The 24,626-nt window shown below is 44.8% G+C and carries 31 protein-coding genes, 1 tRNA gene and 1 pseudogene; 22 read left to right on the top strand and 11 right to left on the bottom strand.

Annotation, left to right across the window (positions count from 1 at the left end; genetic code table 11):
• A pseudogene (locus tag VC182_RS07590) lies at window positions 1-389 on the top strand (hypothetical protein); the annotation flags it as partial.
• A gap of 57 nt (window positions 390-446) precedes the next feature.
• Here VC182_RS07590 and VC182_RS07595 read toward each other — a convergent pair.
• On the bottom strand, window positions 447-896 hold the full coding sequence (locus VC182_RS07595) for a hypothetical protein (protein ID WP_076024477.1): 450 nt from the start codon (window positions 894-896) through the stop codon (window positions 447-449).
• Between the two features lie 321 nt (window positions 897-1,217).
• Here VC182_RS07595 and VC182_RS07600 point away from each other — a divergent pair, with 321 nt between their 5' ends.
• The 9 genes from VC182_RS07600 to VC182_RS07640 all read left to right on the top strand — a co-directional run bounded on the left by VC182_RS07600 (window position 1,218) and on the right by VC182_RS07640 (window position 5,730).
• Window positions 1,218-1,658 carry a DUF6641 family protein gene (locus tag VC182_RS07600; RefSeq protein WP_323484970.1) on the top strand — a complete coding sequence of 147 codons (441 nt, stop codon included), beginning with the start codon at window positions 1,218-1,220 and terminating at the stop codon, window positions 1,656-1,658.
• A 44-nt stretch (window positions 1,659-1,702) separates the two neighbouring features.
• Complete coding sequence (locus tag VC182_RS07605) at window positions 1,703-1,855, top strand: hypothetical protein (protein ID WP_323484971.1); 153 nt, start codon at window positions 1,703-1,705, stop codon at window positions 1,853-1,855.
• Window positions 1,855-2,010 carry a hypothetical protein gene (locus tag VC182_RS07610; protein ID WP_215311375.1) on the top strand — a complete coding sequence of 52 codons (156 nt, stop codon included), beginning with the start codon at window positions 1,855-1,857 and terminating at the stop codon, window positions 2,008-2,010. Before VC182_RS07605 ends, VC182_RS07610 begins: the two co-directional genes overlap by 1 nt.
• 30 nt (window positions 2,011-2,040) lie before the next feature.
• Window positions 2,041-2,817, top strand: coding sequence for a hypothetical protein (locus VC182_RS07615; protein ID WP_323484972.1), 777 nt, complete (start codon window positions 2,041-2,043; stop codon window positions 2,815-2,817).
• Between the two features lie 142 nt (window positions 2,818-2,959).
• A tRNA-Met gene (locus VC182_RS07620) sits at window positions 2,960-3,036 on the top strand.
• A gap of 177 nt (window positions 3,037-3,213) precedes the next feature.
• Window positions 3,214-4,446: a tyrosine-type recombinase/integrase gene (locus VC182_RS07625; RefSeq protein WP_216120299.1), complete on the top strand. Its 1,233-nt coding sequence runs from the start codon at window positions 3,214-3,216 to the stop codon at window positions 4,444-4,446.
• A complete protein-coding gene (locus tag VC182_RS07630) occupies window positions 4,443-4,835 on the top strand; it encodes a hypothetical protein (protein WP_323484973.1) in 393 nt (130 codons plus the stop codon). The genes VC182_RS07625 and VC182_RS07630 overlap by 4 nt, the downstream gene beginning before the upstream one ends.
• Before the next feature lie 119 nt (window positions 4,836-4,954).
• Window positions 4,955-5,188 (top strand): transcriptional regulator, encoded by a 234-nt coding sequence (locus VC182_RS07635; protein WP_216120303.1) that lies wholly within the window; start codon window positions 4,955-4,957, stop codon window positions 5,186-5,188.
• A gap of 62 nt (window positions 5,189-5,250) precedes the next feature.
• Window positions 5,251-5,730, top strand: a complete 480-nt coding sequence (locus VC182_RS07640) for a hypothetical protein (RefSeq protein ID WP_216120305.1) — start codon at window positions 5,251-5,253, stop codon at window positions 5,728-5,730.
• A 209-nt stretch (window positions 5,731-5,939) separates the two neighbouring features.
• On the opposite strand, the gene VC182_RS07645 is transcribed toward VC182_RS07640, so the two are convergent.
• On the bottom strand, window positions 5,940-6,788 hold the full coding sequence (locus VC182_RS07645) for a hypothetical protein (RefSeq protein ID WP_216120307.1): 849 nt from the start codon (window positions 6,786-6,788) through the stop codon (window positions 5,940-5,942).
• Window positions 6,745-7,461, bottom strand: coding sequence for a hypothetical protein (locus VC182_RS07650; protein ID WP_216120309.1), 717 nt, complete (start codon window positions 7,459-7,461; stop codon window positions 6,745-6,747). The genes VC182_RS07645 and VC182_RS07650 overlap by 44 nt, the downstream gene beginning before the upstream one ends.
• A 212-nt stretch (window positions 7,462-7,673) precedes the next feature.
• Here VC182_RS07650 and VC182_RS07655 point away from each other — a divergent pair, with 212 nt between their 5' ends.
• The 9 genes from VC182_RS07655 (at window position 7,674) to VC182_RS07695 (ending at window position 14,470) form a co-directional block, all read left to right on the top strand.
• A complete protein-coding gene (locus VC182_RS07655; protein WP_216120311.1) occupies window positions 7,674-7,901 on the top strand; it encodes a helix-turn-helix domain-containing protein in 228 nt (75 codons plus the stop codon).
• Between the two features lie 183 nt (window positions 7,902-8,084).
• Complete coding sequence (locus VC182_RS07660) at window positions 8,085-8,279, top strand: hypothetical protein (protein WP_323484974.1); 195 nt, start codon at window positions 8,085-8,087, stop codon at window positions 8,277-8,279.
• Between the two features lie 214 nt (window positions 8,280-8,493).
• The gene (locus VC182_RS07665) at window positions 8,494-9,036 is read left to right on the top strand and encodes a DUF2878 domain-containing protein (RefSeq protein WP_216120315.1); all 543 of its coding nucleotides are present in this window, start codon (window positions 8,494-8,496) and stop codon (window positions 9,034-9,036) included.
• Between the two features lie 114 nt (window positions 9,037-9,150).
• Window positions 9,151-10,236 carry a recombinase RecA gene (recA, locus tag VC182_RS07670; protein ID WP_370623815.1) on the top strand — a complete coding sequence of 362 codons (1,086 nt, stop codon included), beginning with the start codon at window positions 9,151-9,153 and terminating at the stop codon, window positions 10,234-10,236.
• A gap of 4 nt (window positions 10,237-10,240) precedes the next feature.
• A complete protein-coding gene (gene recX, locus VC182_RS07675; protein ID WP_072582758.1) occupies window positions 10,241-10,762 on the top strand; it encodes a recombination regulator RecX in 522 nt (173 codons plus the stop codon).
• A gap of 188 nt (window positions 10,763-10,950) precedes the next feature.
• Window positions 10,951-12,120: an ADP-forming succinate--CoA ligase subunit beta gene (gene sucC, locus VC182_RS07680; protein ID WP_011903667.1), complete on the top strand. Its 1,170-nt coding sequence runs from the start codon at window positions 10,951-10,953 to the stop codon at window positions 12,118-12,120.
• Window positions 12,121-12,135: 15 nt separating this feature from the next.
• A complete protein-coding gene (gene sucD, locus VC182_RS07685; RefSeq protein WP_072582760.1) occupies window positions 12,136-13,029 on the top strand; it encodes a succinate--CoA ligase subunit alpha in 894 nt (297 codons plus the stop codon).
• Window positions 13,030-13,119: 90 nt separating this feature from the next.
• Entirely contained in the window at window positions 13,120-13,821 is a 702-nt protein-coding gene (locus VC182_RS07690; RefSeq protein ID WP_323484975.1) for a TerC family protein, read from the top strand.
• A 127-nt stretch (window positions 13,822-13,948) separates the two neighbouring features.
• Window positions 13,949-14,470, top strand: a complete 522-nt coding sequence (locus VC182_RS07695) for a pilin (RefSeq protein ID WP_216120317.1) — start codon at window positions 13,949-13,951, stop codon at window positions 14,468-14,470.
• Between the two features lie 35 nt (window positions 14,471-14,505).
• Here VC182_RS07695 and VC182_RS07700 read toward each other — a convergent pair whose 3' ends face one another.
• Genes VC182_RS07700 through moaC form a run of 3 tightly spaced genes read right to left on the bottom strand, consistent with a single transcriptional unit; the run spans window position 14,506 to window position 16,687 of the window.
• The gene (locus VC182_RS07700) at window positions 14,506-15,741 is read right to left on the bottom strand and encodes a DUF3443 family protein (RefSeq protein WP_323484976.1); all 1,236 of its coding nucleotides are present in this window, start codon (window positions 15,739-15,741) and stop codon (window positions 14,506-14,508) included.
• Entirely contained in the window at window positions 15,738-16,187 is a 450-nt protein-coding gene (locus VC182_RS07705; protein WP_323484977.1) for a DUF2844 domain-containing protein, read from the bottom strand. The genes VC182_RS07700 and VC182_RS07705 overlap by 4 nt, the downstream gene beginning before the upstream one ends.
• Window positions 16,188-16,207: 20 nt before the next feature.
• Window positions 16,208-16,687: a cyclic pyranopterin monophosphate synthase MoaC gene (moaC, locus tag VC182_RS07710; protein WP_323484978.1), complete on the bottom strand. Its 480-nt coding sequence runs from the start codon at window positions 16,685-16,687 to the stop codon at window positions 16,208-16,210.
• A 23-nt stretch (window positions 16,688-16,710) separates the two neighbouring features.
• On the opposite strand from moaC, the gene VC182_RS07715 reads away from it, so the two are divergent.
• On the top strand, window positions 16,711-18,411 hold the full coding sequence (locus VC182_RS07715) for a M48 family metalloprotease (RefSeq protein WP_323484979.1): 1,701 nt from the start codon (window positions 16,711-16,713) through the stop codon (window positions 18,409-18,411).
• Here VC182_RS07715 and VC182_RS07720 read toward each other — a convergent pair.
• Genes VC182_RS07720 through VC182_RS07740 form a run of 5 tightly spaced genes read right to left on the bottom strand, consistent with a single transcriptional unit; the run spans window position 18,408 to window position 21,720 of the window.
• Complete coding sequence (locus VC182_RS07720) at window positions 18,408-19,028, bottom strand: DUF2946 family protein (protein WP_323484980.1); 621 nt, start codon at window positions 19,026-19,028, stop codon at window positions 18,408-18,410. The two genes, VC182_RS07715 and VC182_RS07720, sit on opposite strands and share 4 nt — an antisense overlap.
• A 5-nt stretch (window positions 19,029-19,033) precedes the next feature.
• The gene (locus VC182_RS07725) at window positions 19,034-19,468 is read right to left on the bottom strand and encodes a YybH family protein (RefSeq protein ID WP_216120329.1); all 435 of its coding nucleotides are present in this window, start codon (window positions 19,466-19,468) and stop codon (window positions 19,034-19,036) included.
• A gap of 17 nt (window positions 19,469-19,485) precedes the next feature.
• Complete coding sequence (gene waaF, locus VC182_RS07730) at window positions 19,486-20,526, bottom strand: lipopolysaccharide heptosyltransferase II (RefSeq protein ID WP_323484981.1); 1,041 nt, start codon at window positions 20,524-20,526, stop codon at window positions 19,486-19,488.
• A 46-nt stretch (window positions 20,527-20,572) separates the two neighbouring features.
• Entirely contained in the window at window positions 20,573-20,761 is a 189-nt protein-coding gene (locus VC182_RS07735; RefSeq protein ID WP_072582777.1) for a zinc-finger domain-containing protein, read from the bottom strand.
• Between the two features lie 35 nt (window positions 20,762-20,796).
• Window positions 20,797-21,720 carry a branched-chain amino acid transaminase gene (locus VC182_RS07740; RefSeq protein WP_323484982.1) on the bottom strand — a complete coding sequence of 308 codons (924 nt, stop codon included), beginning with the start codon at window positions 21,718-21,720 and terminating at the stop codon, window positions 20,797-20,799.
• A gap of 210 nt (window positions 21,721-21,930) precedes the next feature.
• Between VC182_RS07740 and VC182_RS07745 the strand changes: the two genes are divergently transcribed.
• Together VC182_RS07745 and pyk are read left to right on the top strand one after the other, a co-directional pair.
• Window positions 21,931-23,142 (top strand): phosphoglycerate kinase, encoded by a 1,212-nt coding sequence (locus VC182_RS07745; RefSeq protein ID WP_216243341.1) that lies wholly within the window; start codon window positions 21,931-21,933, stop codon window positions 23,140-23,142.
• 2 nt (window positions 23,143-23,144) lie between these two features.
• Window positions 23,145-24,581 (top strand): pyruvate kinase, encoded by a 1,437-nt coding sequence (pyk, locus tag VC182_RS07750; protein ID WP_216120335.1) that lies wholly within the window; start codon window positions 23,145-23,147, stop codon window positions 24,579-24,581.
• The last annotated feature ends 45 nt before the right edge of the window (window positions 24,582-24,626 follow it).

Consider the following 24,626-nt stretch of genomic DNA (forward strand, 5'->3'; position numbering starts at 1 on the left):
GCAATAGCCGAAATCCTTTTCACCACTATGGTCAAACTGACTACTTCTTGTTTGATGAGGTGGATAAGCTCACTGTATCTGCACAGCAGTCACTTAAATCAGTCATGGACTTGAAGCGTTGTCAGTTCATCTTTACAACCAATTATCTTGACCGTATTGACGATGGCATTATCAATCGTAGCTTTTTGATTGAAATGAACCAGTCGGCAGATGCTAATGCCTATGTTTCAATAGGACAAAGCATACTGCAGAAGATGTCTCTTGTTTCCACCGCATTGCCTGTAGCGGCTATTACAGCGATTGCACATAAAGCAAAAGGCTCTTTGAGAACTTTTGCTAGTGATGTGATGATTGCAGGCGTGAAGTTGGGTGGAATATTGCCCAAATAAGCTGTTGTATTTCCCATCACCACTGTCGTGCCAAACACGACAGTGGTTTTTTCTCAATCACCAGCTGGCTAGTTCACTATTAGTTGCTAGGAGTTCAGCAACATTCTTTCCAGCAATAGCTCTACAAGGTTTAGCCGTGAGTTTCCAGCTATCCTCCACTTTTGCCTCACCATCTAATACACATAGTATTAATTCATTAGATTTCATATTTAAAGTGCCAAAGCCATAGACGGATGTTTTAGTCTTTGTTGCCAAGTCATAACGCACTATCCAGCTAACCAGCGTGTCCTTATCTACTTCGTTACGAACTTGATTGACTATCTCTAGTTGATTTTCTTTGGCCAGAAATTCCCAATGCTCATAAGTATAAAAATCCAAGACATATTTGACTTTAGGATTCTTAATGTCTGCGGTGGCATTAAATAGAGCTTGATGGCGAACACCTTTAGCGTAGGTTGTGCCGTATTTGGCATTTTGAAACAAACGAACTGCGATTTCTTTCTGCATATTGATTTCTCCTTATTGGTTGCAGTGAGTGGCGCAGTTAGTTGCGTAGAAGTTGCAGATCTCAAAAGAGAGGTTGCTTGCTTCGGGTTGCGTAGTTACGAGTCAGAGTTACTCATTTGTCCCAAGTAGTAACTCATTCGCAACTTATTTCTATAGCCACTCATTCGCAACTCACTTCGCCACTCACATTTATTTAGCTTTGCTAAAGGAAAACAAACAAAAATAGTGGCGATATTTGGTGGTTTTGGAAAAATTGAGGTCGACCAAATCCCAATTCAGGTAATAAATTAAATGTGCCCATTAACAAACAAGGAGAATTAAATGAGCGCATTGGAATCACTCAAGCTAACAACAGCTAAAAAACCTACCCATATCCCTGCAATCGTATTTCGTAGTAACAAACTTTCTAGCAAGTTGTGGGAGCAAATCCAGCTAGCCAAAAGTCATATAGACGGCACGCCATTTGTTGTGACTAAGTTCAAAAGCGTTAAAGATAAAGAAACTGGTTTGCGTCGCCAAGTAGAAATTCCCAAGCGTATTCGCGAGTGGTGGTTTAAGAATGAAGCTGGCAAAGTCTGCGTGTCAGTCAAATACGGCACTAAAGTGATTGAGCTTGCTAAAGGCAAGCACAGCGTTGAAGTAGATAGCGCACAAAACTTAGTTAAAGCATTGGAAACCATCAAATCGGCCGTGGAACAAGGCGAACTAGATAGTCAAATTGAATTGGCTAGTGGAGCATTAAAGTTGGGGTTTAAGAAGTAAGGCCCGTAGGTGTCGTGTTAATCACGACACCCATAAATATCTATATGAAACAATTTCGCGCAACCGTAAGAGCAAGCGGCTTGGTTGTAACCACTATCGTATTTGCTGAAAACACCAACTTCGCCACCAAAATACTTCAAGCCCAATTTGGCGCCAACAATGTGATCAGCATTCCAACGCAGATTGGACATGGCTAATGAAGATCACAGAAGTCACAACCCCAACGCCAGAGCAACAGCGGATCAAGGCTATGCAAGCACAAGTTAAGCGTGCTCAAGAGGCCGTTCGTGCTGAGCGAGCTAGGCAGAAGATAAAAGCTGGACAACAGCAACTTAGTCAAGTAAAAAACTAGTAATTCATTCAACAACAGTCGAGGTGTATTTTGAAGATTACTAAAGGCACGCCCCAAGCCATGGCATTTCTTGACCTTCTTAAAAAAGAGGGTAACTTAACTGATGTGTATTCGCAGGAATTTTTTGATCGTCAGCCAACCTATGACGAAGATCCTGAGGCGCCATTTGACAAAAACGGCATGGAATACATTGAAGAGCTTGAGGCAGATCTAAGTGAAAACGTAAAACCCAAGAATCACCTTCTGTTTATATTTTTAGACGAATATAAAAGAGATTTAATTGATAAGTTATTGGCTATATGCCCTTCGCTTGTTAAGCATTTTGATGGCCTTCATAAGCCCGATTTTATTATTCTTAACCTGTATACAAAACAGATGCTGTGCGTAGGATTTGGTAGAAAAAATCGCATATTTGCGTATGACCCTATGTATGAGCCATTAATAGACTTCTTTGGGCTTACGGGTAGCGGGCGTGATAGCAAATATCTCGACAGGTTTATGGAGCATGATTGTTATGAGGCTGTGAGAGATTTTGCACAGGCTTTAGCAACATTAAGCGAAGCGATGTTTGATTGGGATCACTTGCCCCACAATCCTGAAATGCTAGAAATTGCATTGGATGAAGGTGCTAAATCTGATGGTCTCTACTATGTTGAAGATGATGAGGATGGCTATACCAAAGAAGATTTGGAGGGCTATATAGAGGAATATGCGGATGCCCAAAGGCGTCAAGATGAAGCAATGAAGGTAATTCGTATATTTTTCCCAGCTCACGATTGGTGGGAGTTAAATACTGGGGATTATTAAATTTCTACGATTTCACAGATTTAGACGCCGTCAAACAGGATTCAGCACCGTAAAGGAACCTACGGACAGCTTAAATAGACAGAGTTTTCACAGACTTGCACATTTGCACAGCACCACTGCAATCATTTATAATAACCAGTTCGGCGAATTAGCTCAGCTGGTTAGAGCGACGGAATCATAATCCGCAGGTCCGGGGTTCAAATCCCTGATTCGCCACCATATTCAGTTTTACGGATGCCTAGCATCTACCAAAAAGCCCTTACAGAATAAGCCCTGTAGGGGTTTTTTGCTTTCTGTAGCCAACCCTAGGAAATGTGAGTAATATCAAATGAGTGTGAGTAGAAATGTGAGTAAACCTCTCTCTACTCATCAAAGTTACTCACAAAAAGGCTTTAAATGGCTTCAAAACTGCTTACAGACTCGTTAATTAAGTCGCTAAAGGGTAAGGCCAAGCAATATGCTCAGAACGATGGTGATGGGCTCTCCTTGCTTGTTTTACCCAATGGCACGATGTCATGGCGGTATCGCTATCGGTTTGCTGGCAAGGCAAAGATGCTTTCTTTGAGGGGCTACCCTGAAGTCACCCTTAAACAGGCTAGAGAACATAGGGATGAACTTAAAAGAATCCTCCAGTCAGGCAAAGACCCGTCCGTTTTCCGTAAACAAGCAGATAGGGAGGTGTTGGATGCTCAAGCCAATACCTTTGAAGGTGTGGCTGGAGTGTGGCATGCAAGATGGAAGGTCGACAAGACCTCAGAGCATGCTGAGAGGGTTTGGAGAAGGCTAGAACTCAATATCTTCCCCCATGTAAAAAATGTACCCATTTCCGAAATTACCCCCAAGGCTTTGAAGCAGATTATTCAAAAGATGGAGGATAGGGATGCAACCTCTATGACACGAAGAGTCTTAAACACTTGCTCACAAGTTTTTGGTTATGCGGTACATGAGGATTTGATGGACATTAATCCAGCCAAAAATATTGACGCCAAGTTAGCCTTTAAGCCCCATGTTGAGAAGAATTACAAGCGAGTAACCGTCAAAGAGTTGCCCATCTTACTCAGAGAAATTGATAAGTATGGTGATGAATATGCTGGGACTGAACTCACTCGCCTAGGTTTGCAGTTGCTTGCCTATACCTTTGTTAGAACTGTGGAATTAAGGTGCGCAAGATGGGATGAGATAGACCTTGAGAAGGGGGTATGGCAAATTCCGGCTGAGCGCATGAAGATGCGTAATCCTCATATAGTGAAGTTATCCACCCAAGCCTTGGTAATTTTTAAAAGACTTCACGATATAACTGGTGGGAGAGGCTTGGTATTCCCCAATGCTAGAAGCCCCAAGAAACCGATGAGTGAAAACACTTTAGTTTATGCGCTTTATCGTCTTGGTTATCACTCCAAGATGACTGCGCATGGCTTTAGAGGTATTGCATCAACTAGCTTGCATGAGCAGGGATTCCCTCATGCCCACATTGAATTACAGCTAGCCCATAGCGAAAAGGACAAAGTTTCAAGTGCCTATAACTATGCCGAATATTTGGAGCCCAGAGCCAAAATGCTTCAGGCTTGGGCGGACTATCTAGATGGCATTAAGGGCGGTGCTGAAATTGTGAATATCAAGAGCGCATGATGGCAAAGGCACAAAAAGCTAAAAATGTGATCCCTATTGGCAAGATCAAGATTGATGCTGGCTTTAGGCGAAATTACAAAATGTTGAAAAGCAACCCCAATGACAGTAGGTCTCAAGTTTACGAGATGCTTGAGAACATGCTTTTAGACAAGGCGCAAAAACAAGATAGTTTTACGAGTGGTCGCTCACTGGGTGCAAAGGCTCAACTTACAAAGCACGTCTTGAATATATTGAAATCTAATCCAAATGATTCAAGTAAAGAATTACATAGGAAATGTGAAAACGAAATTGCTGATTTTGAGATGGGGCTTAGTTCGTTTAAAACAAGAATTAGTGAGTTAAGGGCGGAATATCAAATATTAAAGATGCTGAAAAAGGATTGCAAATAAAACTATTTGTAACTGTTTAGCGGTAATGTAATTTTAATGAGATGACATTGATTCAAAGTCGATAAAGAATTGCTCCCAATGGTAGCCACTTCAGGCAACCAACTACCAATGAGGGCAATATGAGAAGCAAGCAATTAACGATAGAGCCAGAAGTTTTGCCTTTATCTGGCATGAGTAGATTTTCACAATTCCAAAAGTTCCTTCCTCTTTCAAGGGAGAAATTTCGTCAGCTTTCTAAGGCTGGTAAAGCCCCAAAAGGCATGCGCATGGGTAGTCGATTAACCATGTACTCCAATCAAGAGCTTCATCGTTTTTTTGCTAATCCGCTGAACTATAAGTCTAAAGAACTATGAAGGACGTCCCATACTTCCCGTTATATGCGGCCAATACCATGGCGAGTAAGCCATTCAGGCTAATGACTTTAGAGCAAAGGGGGCTTTGGATAACTCTGATGATGGAGTGTTGGGTTAATGGGGGCGTGCCATCTGACTTGGGTGAAATGGCAAAGTTTCTTGGATTATCTGTTGAGGAGGTATCAAGATCCTTTACCGATTTGCAAACCTTTTCACTTGATAAGCAAGGCTCTCAGATAATTTCAAATGAATTAGAGGAGCAGCGGCAAAAGTATTTGAGTAGTCGTGAGGGAAAAAGTAAAGGAGGGAAGCTGGGAGCAGAGCGAAAGAAGGAAAAGCAAAGACAGAGAGAGTTAGCTGATCCTAAAGGTATACCTGAAGGTCAAGCTAAAGGTTCTTTAATTCAAATTAATTCAAATCACATTAAATCAAATCAGCTTATAAATAAAGAAGTAGAGAATCAAACAGTTGATGAGTGGGTAAGTAGATATAGTGACGCTCCTGAGGCTGGTGATTATGCAAAACAATCAAGAGGCAGCTAGAAAGTTAGTATGCATAAATTTTCTTTGGTAATTAATGCGCTACTCATAAGCCCAGCATCAAAATTGGATTGAGGTGATCTTATTTGTTGAATAATGCCGAAGATAACTCACCGAATGATGTTAGCTAAGGCTGAGTAGGGTAGGCTTTTGGCGCTTGCTGTTGAAAAATTACGCAACAAAAAGCCGAATATAGGAGAGTGTTTAAGGTGTTAATCTAAATACAACATCTCAAATACGGGTACGGTGACTGAAGCCCCTGTAACCAAAGGTAAATCTTTGTTTCCCACATATTTTCCTACCAGTCTTAAGCCAACCCCTACCCTAGCGGTGTTTTGATAACTAGCCTGAAAAGCTGGCGGGACTAAAACAACAAACCTTGTATTAAAAGGCATTGAGCCAATGACTTGCGCTGGGACAAAAGTGGCGATAAAGGTCGTACTTGTATATTTTTCTAAAAAGCCATCAATGCTGTAATTTTTCCCATCAGGTTTGATTTTTGGGTTTGTGATTAATGATCGACCATTTGAGGCATTAAATTTAACTTCGGCATCTCGTAAGTTATTCACCTTTATGGTGCCAGACTTCAGGCCTTGAACCCGAGAATCATCCATTGGATTTGTTGATGAGATTGAAGATACTGTTGCAGAAGGGGTTTGCTGATTTCGTTGCGATTCACGGATTTGTGCGAGATTTCGCTCCTGTTCGTCTTTGAGAAGCTTTTCACAGTCATACATGCCATTTGCAATAAGTTTATAGATCCCATGCCTATGGCATGCTTCAAGGCCTGCTGCATCATCATCTGCTGTAGACAGCTTTGGTGATTCAGTAGTCTCCATCTTAAGAGGGTAGGGTGAGGTCTGCTGCTCAGCAGGAGGTGTCCTTGTTGCTGGGGGTTCGACATAAAGCATCTTATTCATTCTCTCGATGATCTCTTTGGGGTTTCCCTCATCGATATCTTGTCCATGAGCATGTGCAAGCCAAAACATTGCTGAAAAACAAACAATCCATTTCATTTTAATAATCCTTAAATGATTTGGAGGTACATTGGTGCCAATCATATTGAGCTCTGGACTGACCCTCCATTCCAAAGCAGATTCCAGCGCTATTTAATTTTTTTCTAATATCGGCATCCCAATAATTTTCAGGATTTTGACGAACTCCATCGAGCCATTTTTTGATTAGCTCTTGATTTTCTATGGAGAATTTTGAGTAATCACTTTTACTCTCTGAGCTTTGTCGCAAAGGAGGGGTGAAGGGGTCACCATATTTCCCTGATGGGTTATTCGTTAAATCCCCCGAATAAACCATGAGTAAATCAAGCCCTTGGTTCAATGGTCGATGCTGAAAGAATATAAAGCCAACTTTATTTTCCGCTTGCAGCTGATTTATTCTGGCTAAATCAGGATCTGATATGTGAACCTCAAGTCCTCCCTTCCATTCTTGACAGCCTACCTCTTTAATTTTTTCAGAGCGGTTAGTGAAGGAGGTGGCAATTTCAAACAGTCTTTTTGGGCTTTGACTTAAATTTTTGTTAGCAAGCAGCTCCATTGGACAAACCATTGCGCCATGATTGTCCCCAACTTGCTGCGTGTAAATTGGGAGTGAAGTGTCAAGTTGAGGCTTTTGATCTTTGTATACGGGTTGGTTATTTGATTTGAGTGTGGAGAGCCAATAAATTCCAGACGCTAGTGCAATGGCAACTAAAAAGTACTTAATGAGGCGTTCTTTCAAAATTGCTCCCTTTAGACATCGTTTATGAGGTCACTCACTAATCCAATGAAGCTAGCAAGGCAATCTTCTTGGGATTATTGGCGGTCTATTTGACAACCTTGTTGTGCTCGATTTAGATAGTGGATATCTTCTAGATATGTATCTAATTCCTACTATAGTGGGAAGACTTATGGGAGTCAAAAACCAACAATTCCCCCTCAACAGGGGAAAAGATGGAAGTTTCAGCAGCTTTTGGGGTTGTAATAAGAAGGCTGAGAATTGCTAAAGGACTGACGCAAGAGCAATTAGGTTTTGAAGCAGGCCTCAGGCGCACATTTGTTAGTTCTTTAGAGCTAGGTCAAAAAGAGCCTTCGCTAACAACGATTTTCAAATTGTCTAGTGCGCTTAAATTTGATGTTGCTGAGTTACTTAGGTTGGTTGAAAAAGAGCTCGCTCAATAAGGCTCATTTGGCATCCATTGGCTAGCTTGATGAAATGCTTGAGAGCATATTTCTCTATTGGGTTTCCGAACAACTGTTCTATATAACCAAATGGCTATGCGACAGTTTTGAAATCATTTCCGAACAGCGTTGTTGAATCGACACTTATGTCTTTTAGGGGTAACCTTAAAGCAGGGAGGTGTTATGCCTAAAAAAATGAGTTTTGAAGATGCTAAGGCTGCATGGTTGAAAGAATTTGTTAAGGGAAGAAGCTGGGCTCAGATGATGGATGATCGTGATGCCGAGATGGATGCCAAGGCTATTGCGTCAATGACTCCTGATTACCTTGCTATCTGGAAAAGGGCAGCCAAAGAGACTGAAGCTGAAAATAATCAGTGATAATGGGATCGCAAATAAACAACGCCTCAAAAACCCAGTTTTAGAGGGGGGACATTGAGGATTGTGAGTAACTTTGTGAGTAATAAATTAAGGGGTGAGTTAAGACAGTCATATAAATCAATGGGTTATAAGCTCAATATGAATGTCTGATTCGCCACCAAATCTAAAGGCCATTGCCCCTCGGCAGTGGCCTTTTTCTTAGGTTGCTAGGTATATGGCTAAATTTTGGAACTTTGTTATTTTCCAGCTTGGTTGGTTTGCCTGTGTATTGGGCGCAGCCAATAAAGACGTGCTTTGGGCGGTAGTTGCTACCCTAGCCTATATTGCTTTCCACGCCTGGCGTTCACCTTCTCCCAAAACAGAAATCAGTCTTTTATTGAAAGCCTTTGTTTTTGGTTTGGTGGCCGATACTCTCATCATGCATCTGGGCTACCTGGATTTTCGGAATGATTGGCCTTCACCGTATTTATCGCCTCTCTGGATGTGGGTCTTGTGGGTTTTGGTGGCAACCACCATTAATGGCTCCTTGACCTGGTTGCGCGGCAGACCTGTTTTAGGGGCTATTTTAGGTGGCATTGCTGGTCCGATGTCCTATGAGGCTGGTATTCGCATGGGGGCCGGATCCTGGGTTCCTGGTAGCGAAGTCACTGGATTTATCCTGGTAGGGGTGGTTTGGGCCTTCGCTATACCCCTCTTTTTCTATTGGGACCGAGTCAATCAAGTGCAGCCTAGTCAAAAATCCGTAAATTCAGTTTAAAAGACGCTTGCAAAGACCACTGTTTTTATATACAGTAACTCCTAAGTTGTTACACAGTAGATAAAACTTCGGGAAAAAGCCCAGTACATAGCGAAAAGGGAATAAAAAATGGCCTTGGATAACAAAAAGCAATCAGCCTCTTCAGAATTTGAAGGAATGAGCGGAGACAAGCAAAAAGCATTAACTGCAGCACTGGCACAAATTGAGAAACAGTTTGGCAAAGGCTCAATCATGAGATTGGGCGATGCTGAGATTAGCCAAGACATTCAGGTGGTGTCTAGCGGTTCACTCGGATTAGATATTGCTCTTGGAGTTGGTGGTCTTGCGCGTGGTCGCGTGATTGAAATCTACGGCCCAGAATCTTCTGGCAAAACGACTTTGACATTACATGCGATTGCAGAAATGCAAAAGCTTGGCGGCACTTGCGCATTTATTGACGCAGAGCACGCTTTAGATGTGCAGTACGCATCACGTCTTGGCGTGGATGTAAATAATCTGTTGATCTCTCAACCGGACACTGGTGAACAAGCATTAGAAATTGCAGATGCATTAGTTCGCTCAGGTTCTATTGATTTAATCGTCATCGACTCGGTTGCTGCTTTGGTTCCAAGGGCTGAGATCGAAGGCGATATGGGTGACTCCTTACCAGGCTTGCAAGCCCGTTTGATGAGCCAGGCTTTGCGTAAATTGACTGGTGCTATCAAGCGCACCAACACTACTGTGATCTTCATTAACCAGATTCGCATGAAGATTGGTGTGATGTTTGGTTCTCCAGAAACCACTACTGGTGGTAATGCGCTGAAGTTCTACGCCTCTATGCGTTTAGATATCCGTCGTATTGGCAGTATCAAAAAAGGCGATGAGGTTGTTGGTAATGAAACCCGCGTGAAGGTTGTGAAGAACAAAGTTTCTCCTCCATTCCGTGAGGCAATTTTTGACATCATGTACGGTGCTGGTATTTCCAGAGAGGGCGAAATTATTGATATGGGTGTCGAAGCTGACCTCGTTGAAAAGTCAGGCTCATGGTATAGCTATAACGGTGATCGCATTGGTCAAGGTAAAGACAATGTGCGCGAGTTCTTAAAAGAGAATCCAGCCATTGCCAAAGATATCGAAGCAAGAATTCGCGAGAAATTGGGCGTTAAATCTGGTTCAGCAGTAGTAACGGATGTGCTGAGCGAGGAAGAAGAAGTCGAATAATTCAATGCAAGAGTTAAGCAGTAATCAGAAGGTCAAACAAAGCCCGAGTCTCAAAGCTCGGGCTTTGCGCCTTTTGTCGCAGCGAGAATACAGTCGCAAAGGCTTAGCTGCAAAGTTGGCAGAATCAGAAGCGAGATGGGGCAAGTTAGGCGGCGAGCAGGCTGAGCAAACGCCTGAATCCAGAGATTCTCAGATTGAAGCGGTTTTGGACGACTTTGAGGCAAGAGGTTGGTTGTCTGATGAGCGTTTTGCTGAGGCGCTGGTTCGCCGCCGCAGTGAGCGCTACGGGATGAGGAAGATTGCTGATGAGCTCGATAGGGCTGGAGTGGACGCCAAAAAGTCCGCTGCACTCCTTGGGGTCTTAAAAGAGACCGAGTTTCAGCGTGCCTTTGATCTCTGGACCAGGAAATACGGTGTGCGCGCTCAGGACCAAAAGGAGCGAGCTAGGCAGTATCGCTTCTTGGCATCGAAGGGTTTTGGCTCCGAAGTGGTGGCAAAAGTGATTGGCGGACAGAGTCCGGATTAGGGCAATTACGGATCCGCAGAGGCTATTTGCGGCATTGCAGCATGCTAGACTAATGGAGTCGGTCAAGCCGTTCGCATTTATTCAAATTTGGCTAATTTAGCTATTTCTAGAGTAAGTATGGGAGCAAGGCAACATCGGTTTAACTAATCCTCATCGCTTGCTAAAAAAGATACCGTTTCGGAGTAATTATGAAAATTCACGAGTACCAAGGCAAAGAACTTCTTCGCCAATTTAATGTGCCAGTTCCTAACGGCATTCCTGCATTCAGTGTTGATGAGGCGGTGAAAGCTGCTGAAAAACTCGGTGGCCCTGTATGGGTTGTAAAGGCCCAGATTCATGCTGGTGGTCGCGGCAAAGGTGGTGGCGTGAAATTGGCAAGAAGCATGGATGAAGTAAAGAAATATGCTTCTGAAATTTTGGGTATGCAACTCAAGACACATCAAACTGGACCAGAAGGTCAAAAAGTAAATCGCCTCCTCATTGAAGATGGCGCTGACATTAAAAAAGAGTACTACTTCAGTATCGTTACAGACCGCGGAACACAGAAGAATGTGATCATGGCTTCAAGCGAAGGCGGGATGGATATTGAGGAAGTTGCTGAATCACATCCAGAAAAAATTATTAAAGTATTTGTTGACCCGATGGTTGGTTTGACTGATGCTGATTGCGATATCGTTGCTAAAGGCATCGGTGTTCCTGAAGCCTCTATTCCAATGGCTCGCGATGTATTTAAGAATTTGTACAAGACTTACTGGGATACCGATGCTTCATTGGTAGAAATCAACCCATTAATTCTTGAAGGTAACGGCAAGATCAAGGCTTTGGACGCGAAGTTCAACTTTGATCCAAACGCATTGTTCCGTCATCCAGAAATCGTGGCTTACCGCGATATCGATGAAGAAGATGCTGCTGAAATCGAAGCCTCTAAATTTGACCTCGCTTACATCTCATTGGATGGCAATATCGGTTGTTTAGTGAACGGTGCAGGCTTGGCGATGGCTACTATGGACACAATTAAGTTGTTCGGTGGCGAGCCAGCAAACTTCTTGGATGTTGGTGGTGGTGCGACAGCAGAAAAAGTGACTGAAGCATTCAAGATCATGTTGAAGAACAAGAGCGTTGAAGCAATTTTGGTAAACATCTTCGGCGGCATTATGCGTTGCGACGTAATTGCTGACGGCGTTGTTACTGCATGTAAAGCAGTTAACCTCACAGTGCCTTTGGTTGTGCGTATGAAGGGTACAAACGAAGAGCTAGGCAAGAAGATTCTTGCAGACTCTGGTTTGCCAATTATTAGCGCTGATTCAATGGCTGAAGCTGCTACCAAGGTAGTTGCTGCTGTTGCCAAAAACAAATAATCCAGGAATTTCAATATGTCTATTTTGATCAATAAAAACACCAAAGTCATTACACAAGGTATTACTGGTAAGACCGGTCAGTTCCATACTGAAAAATGTCAGGAATACGCAAACGGCAAAAACTGTTTTGTTGCTGGTGTAAATCCTAAAAAAGCGGGCGAGTCTATTTTCAATATTCCTATTTATGGAACTGTAAAAGAGGCTGCTCAGCAAACGGGTGCAACGACTTCTGTTATCTATGTTCCGCCTCCTGGTGCTGCAGCTGCGATTTGGGAAGCTGTTGAAGCTGACCTTGACTTCGTAATCTGTATTACTGAAGGCATTCCAGTGCGCGACATGCTTGAAGTGCGTAACAAGATGCATGCTAAAGAAGCTGCTGGTGGCAAGAAGACTTTATTGCTTGGCCCTAACTGCCCAGGCATCATCACTCCAGATGAGCTGAAGATCGGCATCATGCCCGGCCATATTCATAAGAAGGGTCGCATTGGCGTTGTTAGCCGTTCCGGTACCTTGACTTACGAGGCAGTTGGTCAGTTGACAGCCATTGGCTTAGGTCAGTCCACAGCAGTTGGTATCGGTGGCGACCCAATCAATGGTCTGAAGCACATCGACATCATGAGAATGTTCAATGAAGATCCAGAAACAGATGCTGTGATCATGATTGGTGAAATCGGCGGTCCAGACGAAGCAGAAGCTGCTCGCTGGTGTAAAGACAATATGAAGAAGCCAGTAGTTGGCTTTATTGCCGGCGTAACAGCGCCTCCAGGCAAGCGTATGGGTCACGCAGGTGCCTTGATCTCAGGCGGTGCTGATACTGCAGATGCTAAGCTTGCCGTTATGGAAGAGTGTGGTTTCAAGGTAACCAAGAACCCTTCAGAAATGGCTGCTTTGCTAAAGGCAATGTTGTAATTGGTAATGAGAAAAAGGATGCTGATTAAACAGCATCCTTTTTTGTTGTATCAGTAGTTAAAACATAAAAATATCGCAGGGAGACAACTCATGGATTTTTCAGTATTTTCAGGCCCTGCATTTTGGGCTGCACTTTTGTCAATCATTGTTGCCAACATCTTGTTATCAGGTGATAACGCAGTAGTGATTGCATTAGCATCACGCAATCTGCCAGCAAATCAACAAAAGAAAGCGATTTTTTGGGGTAGCGCAGCAGCCATTATTTTACGTGTTGTTTTGACGATCACTGCGGTACAACTCCTCAGCCTTCCTTATCTAAAAATCGTTGGCGCTATTTTGCTGGTCTACATTGGCGTGCAATTATTGGCTGATAGCGATGATGAGGCTGAGATGGATGGTCACTCCAATATTTGGGGTGCGATACGCACAATATTGGTAGCGGACTTAGTGATGAGTTTGGACAACGTTATTGCTGTAGCTGCCGCTGCTCAAAAGGGTCCTGAAGAAGCTCGTTTAGCCCTTTTAATCATTGGTCTTGGCCTGTCTATTCCATTGATCATCTTTGGTAGCACCATGCTTTTAAAGGTGATGGATCGTTTCCCGGTCATCATTACTTTGGGCGCTGGATTATTGGGTCTATTGGCTGGTGGTATGTTGGTGGAAGATCCGGCGATCAAGGATTCCATTCAAGGCGCGATGGAAGATGCTCATATGATTTTTGAGGGTATTGGAGTCGCTATTGTGATCTTGCTAGGCACCTATTTGAAGAAAAAGAATCAAGCTAACGCATAAGCTTCTTCAACCTTCTTCTGAATCAGAAAAGCCAGCGATAAAAGCTGGCTTTTTTTACGACTAAGTTTCTTGAGGATTAAAGGCTTAGACTGGATGATGAGGCATTTGACCTCGGGAGCTAGAAAATATGCAGATTAAAGACATTCAAGATATTCAAAATTCAGAAAACGATCCAGAAACAGGCTTTACCTTGATTGAGGTGATGGTGGTGGTAGCCATTATTGGCATTTTGGTTGCGGTAGCCGTTCCTCAGTATCAAGACTACATTGCTCGAAGCAGGGTTGTGGAAGGTATGAATTTATCCTCTAGCGCTAAGCTTGCTGTGACAGAGGCTTTTGCAAGTCGCGGCACAGTGCCCATGGATGATGCAACAAATGGGGCTTTTACTTTTACGGCAACACGTAGCGTCAAGTTAATTGAGATCACACCCTCGGGCGCAATTACGATTGACTATCAAGTCAGTGTGGCGCCTGAAGGAAAAAATACACTTCATCTAGTGCCAACTAACGAGCCTGATGCGAATTCTCCAAAGCCTATAGATCTATCTAAGCCGGAGGGGGCAACTTGGGCGGGTGGTTGGTCATGTAGGTCTACGGAGACTAATTTGATTTCTCAGTTATTGCCTTCAGAATGCAGAATAGGTAAATAATCAACTAAATAAAATGCCGCTCATGAAGCGGTTTTTTATTTATAGCCATAGTAAGGCCCTGTACCAGCATTGGCGCTGGATTTTCCGGAAATTCCAAAGAACACTGTCTTGCCGAAGAAAAATGGCAGACCCCAATCGAATTGACCTTGTTGGGTGCCAGCCAAATTCGAGTAAGCATAGTTATTAGAAGCAAATAAAGTATCTGCATTAGCGACTGAGAAGTTAATAGTGCCGGTCACATTATTTCTGAGTGGCACTGAAGCGGTATAGTTTTGCGTAGAGCTGGGGCAGTAAAAGCCGGCGCTTAAACTGCATGCTTTCAGGACAGTGCTTTGACTGCCAGCTGGGAAGAAAAGCCCATTACTTCCACTGTCAATAAAGCTTCTACTAAAGCTAAGCCCGTTAAAAGTAGTGGTGAATAAACCAATGCTATTGGTTGGGATGATGCTTGCTCCACTTGAGGAGTTATTGCTCTGAGTATCCACGCCAAAGTACAAAGTCCCGGTTGCTGAGCTTGCTCCGGCAGAGCTAACAGCAGGGGTTTGCATTACTAGACCATTATTATTCGCAGAAAATGATGCCACAGGATTTTTGACTTGTAAGCTAGCGGTTTGAGTGATGGCTGTGCAGGTAGCATTCTGAGTGCCGCTGCAGGAGAAATAGTCTTGATTATCTGAAATAAGTAAGGACACACCCAAAATGCCGTTTGCTTTGAGGGTAGTCGTATCCTGTAATGGAGGCAAACCATTGCAATAGCTATTTGGGGCGCTTAGATAGTCGGAGTCACCGATTACTTGAATGGGTATAGCGCTTGCGACCTCCGAACTCATTTTGATATCAGCGGTTTTGACTGGTCCCCATGTAAGTCCAGATAAAAAAGATGCGCACTCTAGAACTGGTAAGTTGTTGTTTGTTTGTGTATTGAGTTGTAGAGATCCCAGCGCTGATGACAGTACCCTTAACCCGCTAGATCCCGTATCTAGAATAATATTTCCGACAGTTTGGCATTGAGAGGTACCTGGTTGACAGATGGTCACACTGACATAAGGAATATTAACGCTGTTGTCAGAACTTTTTTGCACGCTGAAACTAATTGCGTTCGGAGCGATATTGCTGCTTATATAGTCAGGTATAGGAACTGGAGTATCGGGAGTGGGGGTGTTGCTCGAGGTGCTTGAGCTGCTTGATCCGCCGCCTCCACCGCCACAGGCAAAGAGCGTCAACACCAATAGATAGATGCAAACCCCTTTGAAAAAATATTGGGTTTTCATTGGGGTAGATTGTTTACGGTGAAGCCAGTAGGGGCTTGCTTGGGCAGAAAAGCAAAGCCCTGAAATGCACCCATCATCCCTGTCGACTGAATGACAAGAGAGTCACTGCTGCTGTAAATGGAACGACGGGATTGCTGGGCAGCAGATAAATAATTGCCATAGTAGCTCCCGAAAATAGCTTGAATATTTGGGAGGGTTGGACCGCTCCAGCTGATTGCAAAAACAATGCCACTAGGTGATACATATTCCTGAAAGCTAGTTCCAGAAGCGAGGGTTTGGGTATACAGCGAATAACCGTTTTGCTGTGTAGAGGTCAGCTCTGAATTAAATTGTTTTTGCTCGGCCAATATAGAAGCTGTAGTGCTGCCTAATTCTCCAAAACAGACTCCCGGTAGAACGAGCCCTAAAAAGAAAAGGCTAGTAAAAACATATTTTTGGCATTTCATAAAACCTTCTTTTGTAAGCTTTACTTCTCGGACTTCCACTCCCCACTCTTGCCACCACTTTTCTCGAGTAGCTTGACATCACCCATCACCATGCCTCGGTCTACGGCTTTGCACATATCGTAGATTGTGAGGAGAGCAACTTGGACTGCAGTGAGCGCTTCCATTTCTACACCGGTTGGTCCTGTGGTTTCTGCTCTGACTTGGCAGTAAATGCTGTTTTCACTTGGATTAGTTTGGAACTCCAGGCTAACGTGAGTTAGCGCCAGCGGATGGCATAGAGGAATGAGATCTGATGTTCTTTTGGATGCCTGAATACCTGCAATTCTGGCGATTCCTAAAACATCACCCTTTTTGTGGGTACCAGCCTCTACCATTTTGAAGGTCTCGGGAAGCATGGTGATCTTGCCCGTAGCGACGGCTATACGGTGGGTATTCGGTTTATCGCCAACGTTTACCATATGGGCTTGCCCGCTGGCATCAAAATGAGTTAGTTTGTTCATGGGATAAGTTTTACCATATAGAGATGCAAGACATAAAGTCAGTTCCAAAAACCTCTTTTTTGCGCCGTGCTTTGGCTGTTCAGCTGATGTTGGGATTGGCTTGCTCTGGGTTTCCTGCATATGCAGCTACCCCTGCTGGAGATGTGTCAGTGGAGGGTAATTCAGCCGCTATTCAGAATATCGGTAGGGCAATGCAGTCACCCGATGCACGTCCCGCTAATGCGCCTACACGTAGCACTATGCAAAGTCAGCCCACTATTGTTTTGCCTGATATGGGCGATCCAGGTGGCGATGCCTTAAGTCGAGTGGATGAGCGCAAGTATGGCGAAATGATCATGCGCCAGATTCGTCCAGATCCTGACTATTCAAATGATTTGCCGCTCTACGATTTTTTAAATCAGATGGAGCGTCGCTTATTGCAGGCTGCGAAAAAGTTACAACTTGGTGGTGCCAACGAGCAGGGCAGTGGCGCATATAACTTTGAAGTATTTGCTGTTAAAGACAGCAGCATTAATGCGTTTGCATTACCTGGTGGATTTATTGGCTTTCATACGGGTTTAATTGTGAGTGCTGAATCCGATTCTGAAGTTGCTTCTGTAATGGGTCATGAAACAGGTCACGTTTTGCAGCGCCATTTAGCGCGTCAAATGGATAAGCAAACTACCAATATGATGATTGCGATTGCCGGTATGGTGCTTGGTGCTCTGGCGATGTCACGTAACCCACAAGCGGGAGCGGGCCTGATGCAGGGTGGTCAAGCGGTGGCAGTGAATAATCAGCTCTCCTATTCGAGGGATGCAGAGCGCGAGGCTGATCGGGTTGGCTTTCAGATATTGGACGCCAGTGGATACGACGTCAATGGTGCGCCAGGATTTTTCCAGCGCCTGCAAAAAGCCACCGGAATTATGGATAAAGGTGTACCTGCTTATGTGCGCACCCATCCTTTAACAACCGACCGTATTGCAGATATGCAAGATAGGGCGCGCACTGTTGCATCGCGTAATGTGCCTACCTCAGTCGAGTTCTATTTCATTAAGGCTCGTGCGCGCATGGAGCAGGCAGGAACATCTAGTGGAATGTATGACTTAAAAAATACCTTTGAGAGTTTGAGTAAACAACAGCCGATTGGTAAACAGTTAGAGGGTTTTTATGGGCTAGCCTTGATAGCGCAGCGCCAAGGAAAAATAGACCAAGCAGAGGTGGATTTGCAGCAAGCCCGCAATCTAGCTCAGAAGGCAAGTGCGCCAGGGTCACCTATTCAAAGACAGAGCCTATCGCTGGATATCACCGCCTCTGAACTTGCTCTAGCAAAAGGCAAGGGAGAGGAGGCATTACAAATAGCCCAAGCGACTTTGCGCACCTATCCTCAGTCATATGCTGCTGGTGCCGCCATGATTAATGCGGATTTAAAACTCGGCCGCACCAATGATGCGATTACTTGGTTAAAAGCGCGCACAAGAGCACAGCCTAACGAAGTGGTGTGGTGGGACCTGCTATCTAAATCCTATGATCAAGCTGGCAATATCCCTATGCGCCATTACGCACTCGGTGAAAAATATGCCTTAGAGGGTGCTTGGCCTTCGGCAATTGAACAACTCCGTATTGCTAGATCAGCAGGTGGCGCTGATTTTTATCAGGGCTCGAGCATTGATGCCCGTTTACGAGAAATGCAGCGTCAATACCAAGATGAGCTCAAGGAGCAGGGCAAGCAGATGCCTGGCTAAGGTTGTGGCTGCGCTATATAGTTAAAGCGAGAGGCTAGCTCTTCGGAGTGAATGGGGTCTAGAGGCAGTTGTTTGTCTTGCCATGTCCAGGAGCCACCAAAGCTGCAAGCCTCTTCACGCAGCTTGGCTAGCTCAGAAAAATGATCAAGATCGTGATCGTGTAACAGGGCAACTGTTTGACTATCTCTTTTAACAAATTGATTGTTGTCATTTTTATTCCTGCTATAAATCGTTTGATTTACTGTGCCAACAATATAAATATTGCCTTTCTCATCGCTTAGAGCAGCAGTGGGCTCCATGGTTTGATGGCATTGATTAGTGAGATGCGTTCCGGCGTCACTTGGAATAATTCGTACTATCCAAGGGGTCGCATCTAAGGTAATAAAAACGCGTTGCGGGCCATTCTGGAAAAAGTATCTACCGCTCTCATCGCAAGCATAGTTACGCTCAATGAAATCATTAAGTGCAGCATGTTGAATTACTTGCCCTGGGAGATTATTTTGTTGTGCGAACTCATCCCGCATGCGCCATTGGCCGCGGCGATCTAATGCAAGCCAGCCATAGCAATCAGGTACATTGGGCCACTTCATGAGTGACCGAAGCACTTGATCATCCATGATGTTTAGTGCAAGCCGTGGGGCGTAGAGGGAGCGTCGAAAGTTTCTTCGGTGGAGTGACTGGCATGTAAATGCGCGATGCGCCAGCCTTGACTGTCTTGTAGAAGCACGAGTGTGATATTCAGAAAAAATTCTGCTTCTATTTGATCAGCCCTCAGATGAACTGCTTCAGTAGTGTCGTATACCGCAGCACCTAAAACAGAATGACTAATGCAAGCAATGGGCTCTAAGAATAAAGGTTGCTTTGCGAGCAGTCTCTCTAGGCCCTCACGAATTTCTGCGTGACCTGTTAGGCGATGACCTTCTGGCAGAACGCAGGTAATAGAGTCATCATCCAGCCAAATATCCAGAGCACCTTGAATATCGCGATGACCTAATGCATCTCGCCATGCTTCGACAACATCATCCGCATTGTGAAAGAGTCTGGCAAGTTTGGTCATGGCTTACTGTTCCTGGGTTATGGCTGTAAGGTATTGAGTGTAGCGAATACTTGTTCTGGCAAGATGTCGTTTAAGCACTTTAAGTGGCCCAGTGGGCATTCTCTTTTATGGCATGGACTGCAAGGCAGGTTGAGCCAAATTACCTTAGCTTTATCTGATAAAGGTGGGGTATGGGCTGGGTCGCTTGATCCAAAAATGGCAACTTGAGGGGTTCTGAGGGCTGCCGCAATGTGCATTAAGCCGGAGTCATTGCTGATAACCGCTTTGCCCATGCCAATCAAGGCAATCGCTTCATCTAGTGAAGTATCTCCACACCAGTTATGAATGTGACTATCTTGCTTTGCCTGGGGCTGAATTTCTTGGGCAAGTGCATGGTCGCCTTTGCTACCCAAAAGAATGATCTGACTATGCGGATTGCTGGCAATGAGTTTTTGCGCCAATTGTGCAAAGTGACTTGTGGGCCAACGTTTGGTTGGGCCGTACTCGGCACCAGGGCACATCACGTAGATGTTAGCTGGATCAACTTTGGCATTGAGTAATTTGGTCTGTACCGATTGATTAGCGGTGGCGGATACATTTAACTTGGGTACGAGATTGCTTGCTGTTGATGCAAATTGCTCTTCATTCAGAAGTTGGCTTAATGCAAGATAGTGCTCCACCATAGGCGGGCGATTTACCTTGCTTGGATTATCTAGTGATAAGTTGATTAAGCCAAAGCGTAATTCACCGCGATAGCCAACCCGAAAAGGAATATTAGCGAGCCAAGGAATGAGTGCTGACTTAAGACTATTGGGTAAAACAAAACAAGCTTGATATTTTTTTATCGCTAGTTCTTTTGCTAGTTTTTTGCGTAAGCCCCACTGCAATTGTTTGTGTTCAAACTTAGCTTCGATGACTTCATGTACTTCAGAGCAAGCGCGATAAATTGGAGCAACCCAAGTGCTGGCGAGTACGTCAATGTTTGCTTCTGGATATTGTTTTTTGAGGGATGCTAATAATGGCTGAGTCATCACAGCGTCCCCAATCCAGTTTGGGGCAATGATCAGAATACCGTGCATTTGATGTATCCCGACTCAGCACCTCAAGAAGAGGTGCTGATAAGGCTTAGTGACCGTGCGGCTCAGTGCCGGGAATGAGTTTGTACTCTGTGCCACAGTATGGACACTTGGCTTCACCGGTCTCAGTGATATCTAGAAAAACGCGTGGATGCGAGTTCCATGCTGGAGTTTTATTGGTGGGGCAATGTAAAGGTAAATCTTTGCCATCCACCATAACCACTTGAGCTTGAGTCATGTGCTGTTTCCTAATTGCTGAAATTACTTAATGTTTTACTTAACGTAAGTGAGCCAAGATTTGTATTGGGCATTTCTTCCGTACACAGCATCAAAATACGTCTTTTGAATTTTTTCAGTGATAGGACCACGCTTGCCATCACCAATAGTGCGGTCATCTAATTCGCGAATAGGAGTTACTTCAGCAGCAGTACCAGTGAAGAAGGCCTCATCAGCGGAATAGACTTCATCACGAGTGAGGCGTTTTTCACGAACTTCATAGCCAAGATCTTTGGCGATCTGGATAACGGAGTCACGTGTGATGCCATCTAAACATGAGGCTAAATCTGGTGTGTACACAATCCCGTTGCGAACCATAAAGAGGTTTTCACCGGAGCCTTCAGAAACATAACCTTCGGTATCCAGCAACAGAGCTTCGTCGTATCCATTGGCAGTCACTTCTTGGTTAGCCAAAATGGAGTTGATGTAGTAGCCCGATGCCTTGGCGCGAACGAGTGAAGAATTGACGAAATGACGTGTAAATGAGGAGGTTTTAACTCGAATACCCTTATTTAGGCCATCTTCACCCAAATAAGCGCCCCATTCCCAGGCGGCGATCGAGGTGTGGATGCTGTTGCCTTTGGGGGAGATTCCGAGTTTTTGGGAGCCGATAAAGATAATTGGGCGTATATAGCAGGCTTCGAGCTTATTGCTGTTAACTACGTCAATAATGCCCTTGGTGATCTCTTCTGGGCTGTAAGGCATATTCATTTGGAAGATCTTAGTGCCGTTAAAAAGGCGCTTTACGTGCTCTGGAAGGCGGAAAATGGCGGTTCCCTGGGGGGTTTTATAGGCGCGGATGCCCTCAAATACGCCCATTCCGTAGTGCAGGCTATGGGTTAGCACGTGAATATTGGCCTCGCGCCAAGGAATTAGCTTCCCATCAGTCCAAATAAAGCCATCGCGGTCGGACATCGACATTTTCTTTACCTTTTGTGTCTATTAAGTATCTGTAACAGCGGTTTAAGCAGAGCACTAGGCTGGCAGTGTTTGGTCTTCCGGCCCAGAATGCATTTAAGTCCTTATTGTAGAGCAGGCAGGGCAGTCTGTCGGCTCCGATCCTCGGGGGTGGATGGGCCAAGAGCCTTTAGAATGGAACATTCCCCATAAACCACTTCTTTACCAAAACTCATGCCGGAATCCTTATTTAAAGTTAAGCGTTTAAGTGAATTAGCCCAATCAGGTCAATTAAAGGGTAAGCGGGTATTTATCCGTGCCGATTTGAACGTTCCGCAAGATGAGGCAGGCAACATTACAGAAGACACGCGTATTCGGGCATCGATGCCTGCTGTACAAATGTGTTTGGATGCTGGGGCAGCAGTGATGGTGACTTCGCATTTAGGTCGTCCCACCGAAGGGGAATTTAAACCCGAAGATAGTTTGGCTCCGGTAGCCGATCGCATTGCCAGTTTGCTGAATCGTAAAGTGCCTTTAATTAGCGATTGGGTGAATGGCGGCTTTGAAGTCAATCCAGGCGAGGTGGTCCTACTGGAAAACTGTCGTCTCAATGTGGGTGAGAAAAAAAATAGCGACGAGCTGGCCAAAAAAATTGCTGCATTGTGTGATGTGTATGTCAACGATGCATTTGGAACTGCGCATCGCGCTGAAGCCACCACCTACGGTGTAGCGAAGTTCGCACCAGTAGCGTGTGCCGGCCCTTTGATGGCTGCTGAATTAGATGCGCTAAGTCGTGCACTAGCCAGTCCAAAACGTCCTTTAGTCGCCATTGTTGCTGGATCTAAAGTTTCATCCAAGCTTACTATTTTGAAGGCCTTGTCTGAGAAAGTGGATGAGCTCATCGTTGGCGGCGGCATTGCAAACACCTTCATGCTGGCCAAAGGTTTGCCTATTGGTAAATCTCTTGCTGAGCCTGATTTGGTTGATGAAGCTAGAGAGATCATGGAGATCATGGAAAAGCGTGGCGCTCATGTGCCGATTCCTGAAGACGTAGTGGTTGCCAATGAGTTGTCTCCATTAGCCCGCGCAAACCGCGTACCTGCGGATCAGGTTGCAGAAGACGACATGATCTTGGACATTGGTCCAAAGACTGCTGCACGTTTATCCATCATGCTCGCTCACGCTGGCACGATTGTTTGGAATGGTCCATTGGGCGTATTTGAAATTGATCAATTTGGAGGCGGTACCAAGATGTTGGCCGCAGCCATTGCGCACTCACCTGCATTCTCGATTGCTGGTGGCGGCGATACTTTGGCGGCGATTGCAAAGTACGGTATTGAGAATCAAGTGGATTACATCTCTACTGGTGGCGGCGCTTTCTTAGAGTTCTTAGAAGGCAAAACCTTGCCAGCCTTTGCGGTACTTGCTGAAAGAGCGAAAGACTAAATATGTTGAGAGCAACCAAGATCATTGCAACCTTAGGACCTGCTTCCGAGAAGCCCGAAGTGTTGCGTGACATGATTCGTGCGGGTGTAGATGTAGTGCGCATGAATTTCTCTCACGGTACCGTTGCTGACCATAAAGCGCGTCACGATTTAGTGCGAACTATCTCCGCTGAAGTGGGTAAAGAGGTTGGCATCATGGCCGACTTACAGGGCCCCAAAATTCGTGTGGGTAAATTTGCAGATAGCAAAATCCTCCTCAAAGAAGGTGAAAAATTTACCCTGGATGTGGCTTGTGAGCTCGGCGATCAAACTAAAGTGGGTCTTGATTACAAGGAGTTGCCAGGCGATGTAAAGCCGGGTGACCGTCTTTTATTAAATGATGGCTTAGTAGTTCTTACGGTTGAGAGCGTTAAGGGCGGCAAGATATTTACCATCGTTGAGCAGGGTGGACCACTCTCCAATAACAAAGGCATTAATCGCGCTGGTGGTGGCTTAACCGCCCCTGCGCTGACTGAAAAAGATATTGCTGACTTAGACGCTGCAATCTCAATGGGCGTAGATTTCTTGGCGATCAGCTTTCCAAAAGATGGTGCTGATATGGCCTATGCCCGTCAGTTGGCAGACGCAGCTAGCGCCAAGTATGGCGTTGGTAAAGTCAGAACGATTGCGAAGGTAGAGCGTGCAGAAGCGATTGAGCCTGAAGCCCTTAAAAGTATTATTGCTGAGAGCGACGGCATCATGGTTGCTCGCGGCGATCTCGCCATTGAAGTGGGTAATGCAGCAGTGCCTGCATTACAAAAGCGCATGATTGCTTGGGCGCGTGAGGCAGACAAATTTACGATTACGGCTACGCAAATGATGGAGTCGATGATTAATGCGCCAGTACCAACGCGTGCTGAAGTCAGCGACGTTGCTAATGCAGTATTGGATGGTACTGATGCAGTGATGTTATCTGCTGAGTCTGCTGCAGGCATGTATCCCGTGCAGACTATTAAAGCAATGGCAGAGATCTGCGTTGAGGCAGAAAAGTCAGATCGCGTGAAACTCGACACCGACTTCTTAGATCAGACTTTTACTCGTATCGATCAAACGATTGCCCTAGGAGCTTTGTTTACTGCTCATCATTTAAATGCCGATGCTATCGCAGCTTTAACGGATTCTGGCTCAACAGCCATTTGGATGAGTCGTCATAATATTCACGTCCCGATTTTTGCATTGACCTCTAAGATCGCTACACAGCGGGCATTAAGCACCTATCGTAATGTCACACCGATTGGCCTGGATTACACAAAAGATCGTGACACTGCTTTGCAAGAGGTCGAGGCTTGTTTGAAAAAATCGGGCGCTGTAAAAACAGGTAATACTGTTGTGCTTACTTCTGGCGAACCGATGGGCGAGCCCGGTGGTACCAATACCCTCAAGATTATTCACGTGAAGTAATTCACATTGAAAATGACTCAAAACAAATTTATTTTTAACCTCATT

The organism is Polynucleobacter sp. AP-Nickl1-40-C4 (assembly GCF_035012665.1).
GTDB lineage: Bacteria > Pseudomonadota > Gammaproteobacteria > Burkholderiales > Burkholderiaceae > Polynucleobacter.

Bases quoted from the DNA above. Each gene is read 5' to 3' on its own strand.
- waaF (WP_323484981.1), bottom strand. From the start codon at position 20,526: ATGCACGGTATTCTGATCATTGCCCCAAACTGGATTGGGGACGCTGTG.
- VC182_RS07600 (WP_323484970.1), top strand. From the start codon at position 1,218: ATGAGCGCATTGGAATCACTCAAGCTAACAACAGCTAAAAAACCTACC.
- VC182_RS07700 (WP_323484976.1), bottom strand. From the start codon at position 15,741: ATGAAAACCCAATATTTTTTCAAAGGGGTTTGCATCTATCTATTGGTG.
- recX (WP_072582758.1), top strand. From the start codon at position 10,241: ATGCAAGAGTTAAGCAGTAATCAGAAGGTCAAACAAAGCCCGAGTCTC.
- VC182_RS07725 (WP_216120329.1), bottom strand. From the start codon at position 19,468: ATGACCAAACTTGCCAGACTCTTTCACAATGCGGATGATGTTGTCGAA.
- moaC (WP_323484978.1), bottom strand. From the start codon at position 16,687: ATGAACAAACTAACTCATTTTGATGCCAGCGGGCAAGCCCATATGGTA.
- pyk (WP_216120335.1), top strand. From the start codon at position 23,145: ATGTTGAGAGCAACCAAGATCATTGCAACCTTAGGACCTGCTTCCGAG.
- VC182_RS07640 (WP_216120305.1), top strand. From the start codon at position 5,251: ATGACTTTAGAGCAAAGGGGGCTTTGGATAACTCTGATGATGGAGTGT.
- VC182_RS07695 (WP_216120317.1), top strand. From the start codon at position 13,949: ATGCAGATTAAAGACATTCAAGATATTCAAAATTCAGAAAACGATCCA.
- VC182_RS07735 (WP_072582777.1), bottom strand. From the start codon at position 20,761: ATGACTCAAGCTCAAGTGGTTATGGTGGATGGCAAAGATTTACCTTTA.
- VC182_RS07610 (WP_215311375.1), top strand. From the start codon at position 1,855: ATGAAGATCACAGAAGTCACAACCCCAACGCCAGAGCAACAGCGGATC.
- VC182_RS07665 (WP_216120315.1), top strand. From the start codon at position 8,494: ATGGCTAAATTTTGGAACTTTGTTATTTTCCAGCTTGGTTGGTTTGCC.
- VC182_RS07645 (WP_216120307.1), bottom strand. From the start codon at position 6,788: ATGATTGGCACCAATGTACCTCCAAATCATTTAAGGATTATTAAAATG.
- VC182_RS07655 (WP_216120311.1), top strand. From the start codon at position 7,674: ATGGAAGTTTCAGCAGCTTTTGGGGTTGTAATAAGAAGGCTGAGAATT.
- VC182_RS07740 (WP_323484982.1), bottom strand. From the start codon at position 21,720: ATGTCGATGTCCGACCGCGATGGCTTTATTTGGACTGATGGGAAGCTA.
- VC182_RS07705 (WP_323484977.1), bottom strand. From the start codon at position 16,187: ATGAAATGCCAAAAATATGTTTTTACTAGCCTTTTCTTTTTAGGGCTC.
- VC182_RS07745 (WP_216243341.1), top strand. From the start codon at position 21,931: ATGCCGGAATCCTTATTTAAAGTTAAGCGTTTAAGTGAATTAGCCCAA.
- VC182_RS07720 (WP_323484980.1), bottom strand. From the start codon at position 19,028: ATGGATGATCAAGTGCTTCGGTCACTCATGAAGTGGCCCAATGTACCT.
- sucC (WP_011903667.1), top strand. From the start codon at position 10,951: ATGAAAATTCACGAGTACCAAGGCAAAGAACTTCTTCGCCAATTTAAT.
- VC182_RS07715 (WP_323484979.1), top strand. From the start codon at position 16,711: ATGCAAGACATAAAGTCAGTTCCAAAAACCTCTTTTTTGCGCCGTGCT.
- VC182_RS07630 (WP_323484973.1), top strand. From the start codon at position 4,443: ATGATGGCAAAGGCACAAAAAGCTAAAAATGTGATCCCTATTGGCAAG.
- VC182_RS07690 (WP_323484975.1), top strand. From the start codon at position 13,120: ATGGATTTTTCAGTATTTTCAGGCCCTGCATTTTGGGCTGCACTTTTG.
- VC182_RS07625 (WP_216120299.1), top strand. From the start codon at position 3,214: ATGGCTTCAAAACTGCTTACAGACTCGTTAATTAAGTCGCTAAAGGGT.
- sucD (WP_072582760.1), top strand. From the start codon at position 12,136: ATGTCTATTTTGATCAATAAAAACACCAAAGTCATTACACAAGGTATT.
- VC182_RS07635 (WP_216120303.1), top strand. From the start codon at position 4,955: ATGAGAAGCAAGCAATTAACGATAGAGCCAGAAGTTTTGCCTTTATCT.
- VC182_RS07595 (WP_076024477.1), bottom strand. From the start codon at position 896: ATGCAGAAAGAAATCGCAGTTCGTTTGTTTCAAAATGCCAAATACGGC.
- VC182_RS07605 (WP_323484971.1), top strand. From the start codon at position 1,703: ATGAAACAATTTCGCGCAACCGTAAGAGCAAGCGGCTTGGTTGTAACC.
- VC182_RS07660 (WP_323484974.1), top strand. From the start codon at position 8,085: ATGCCTAAAAAAATGAGTTTTGAAGATGCTAAGGCTGCATGGTTGAAA.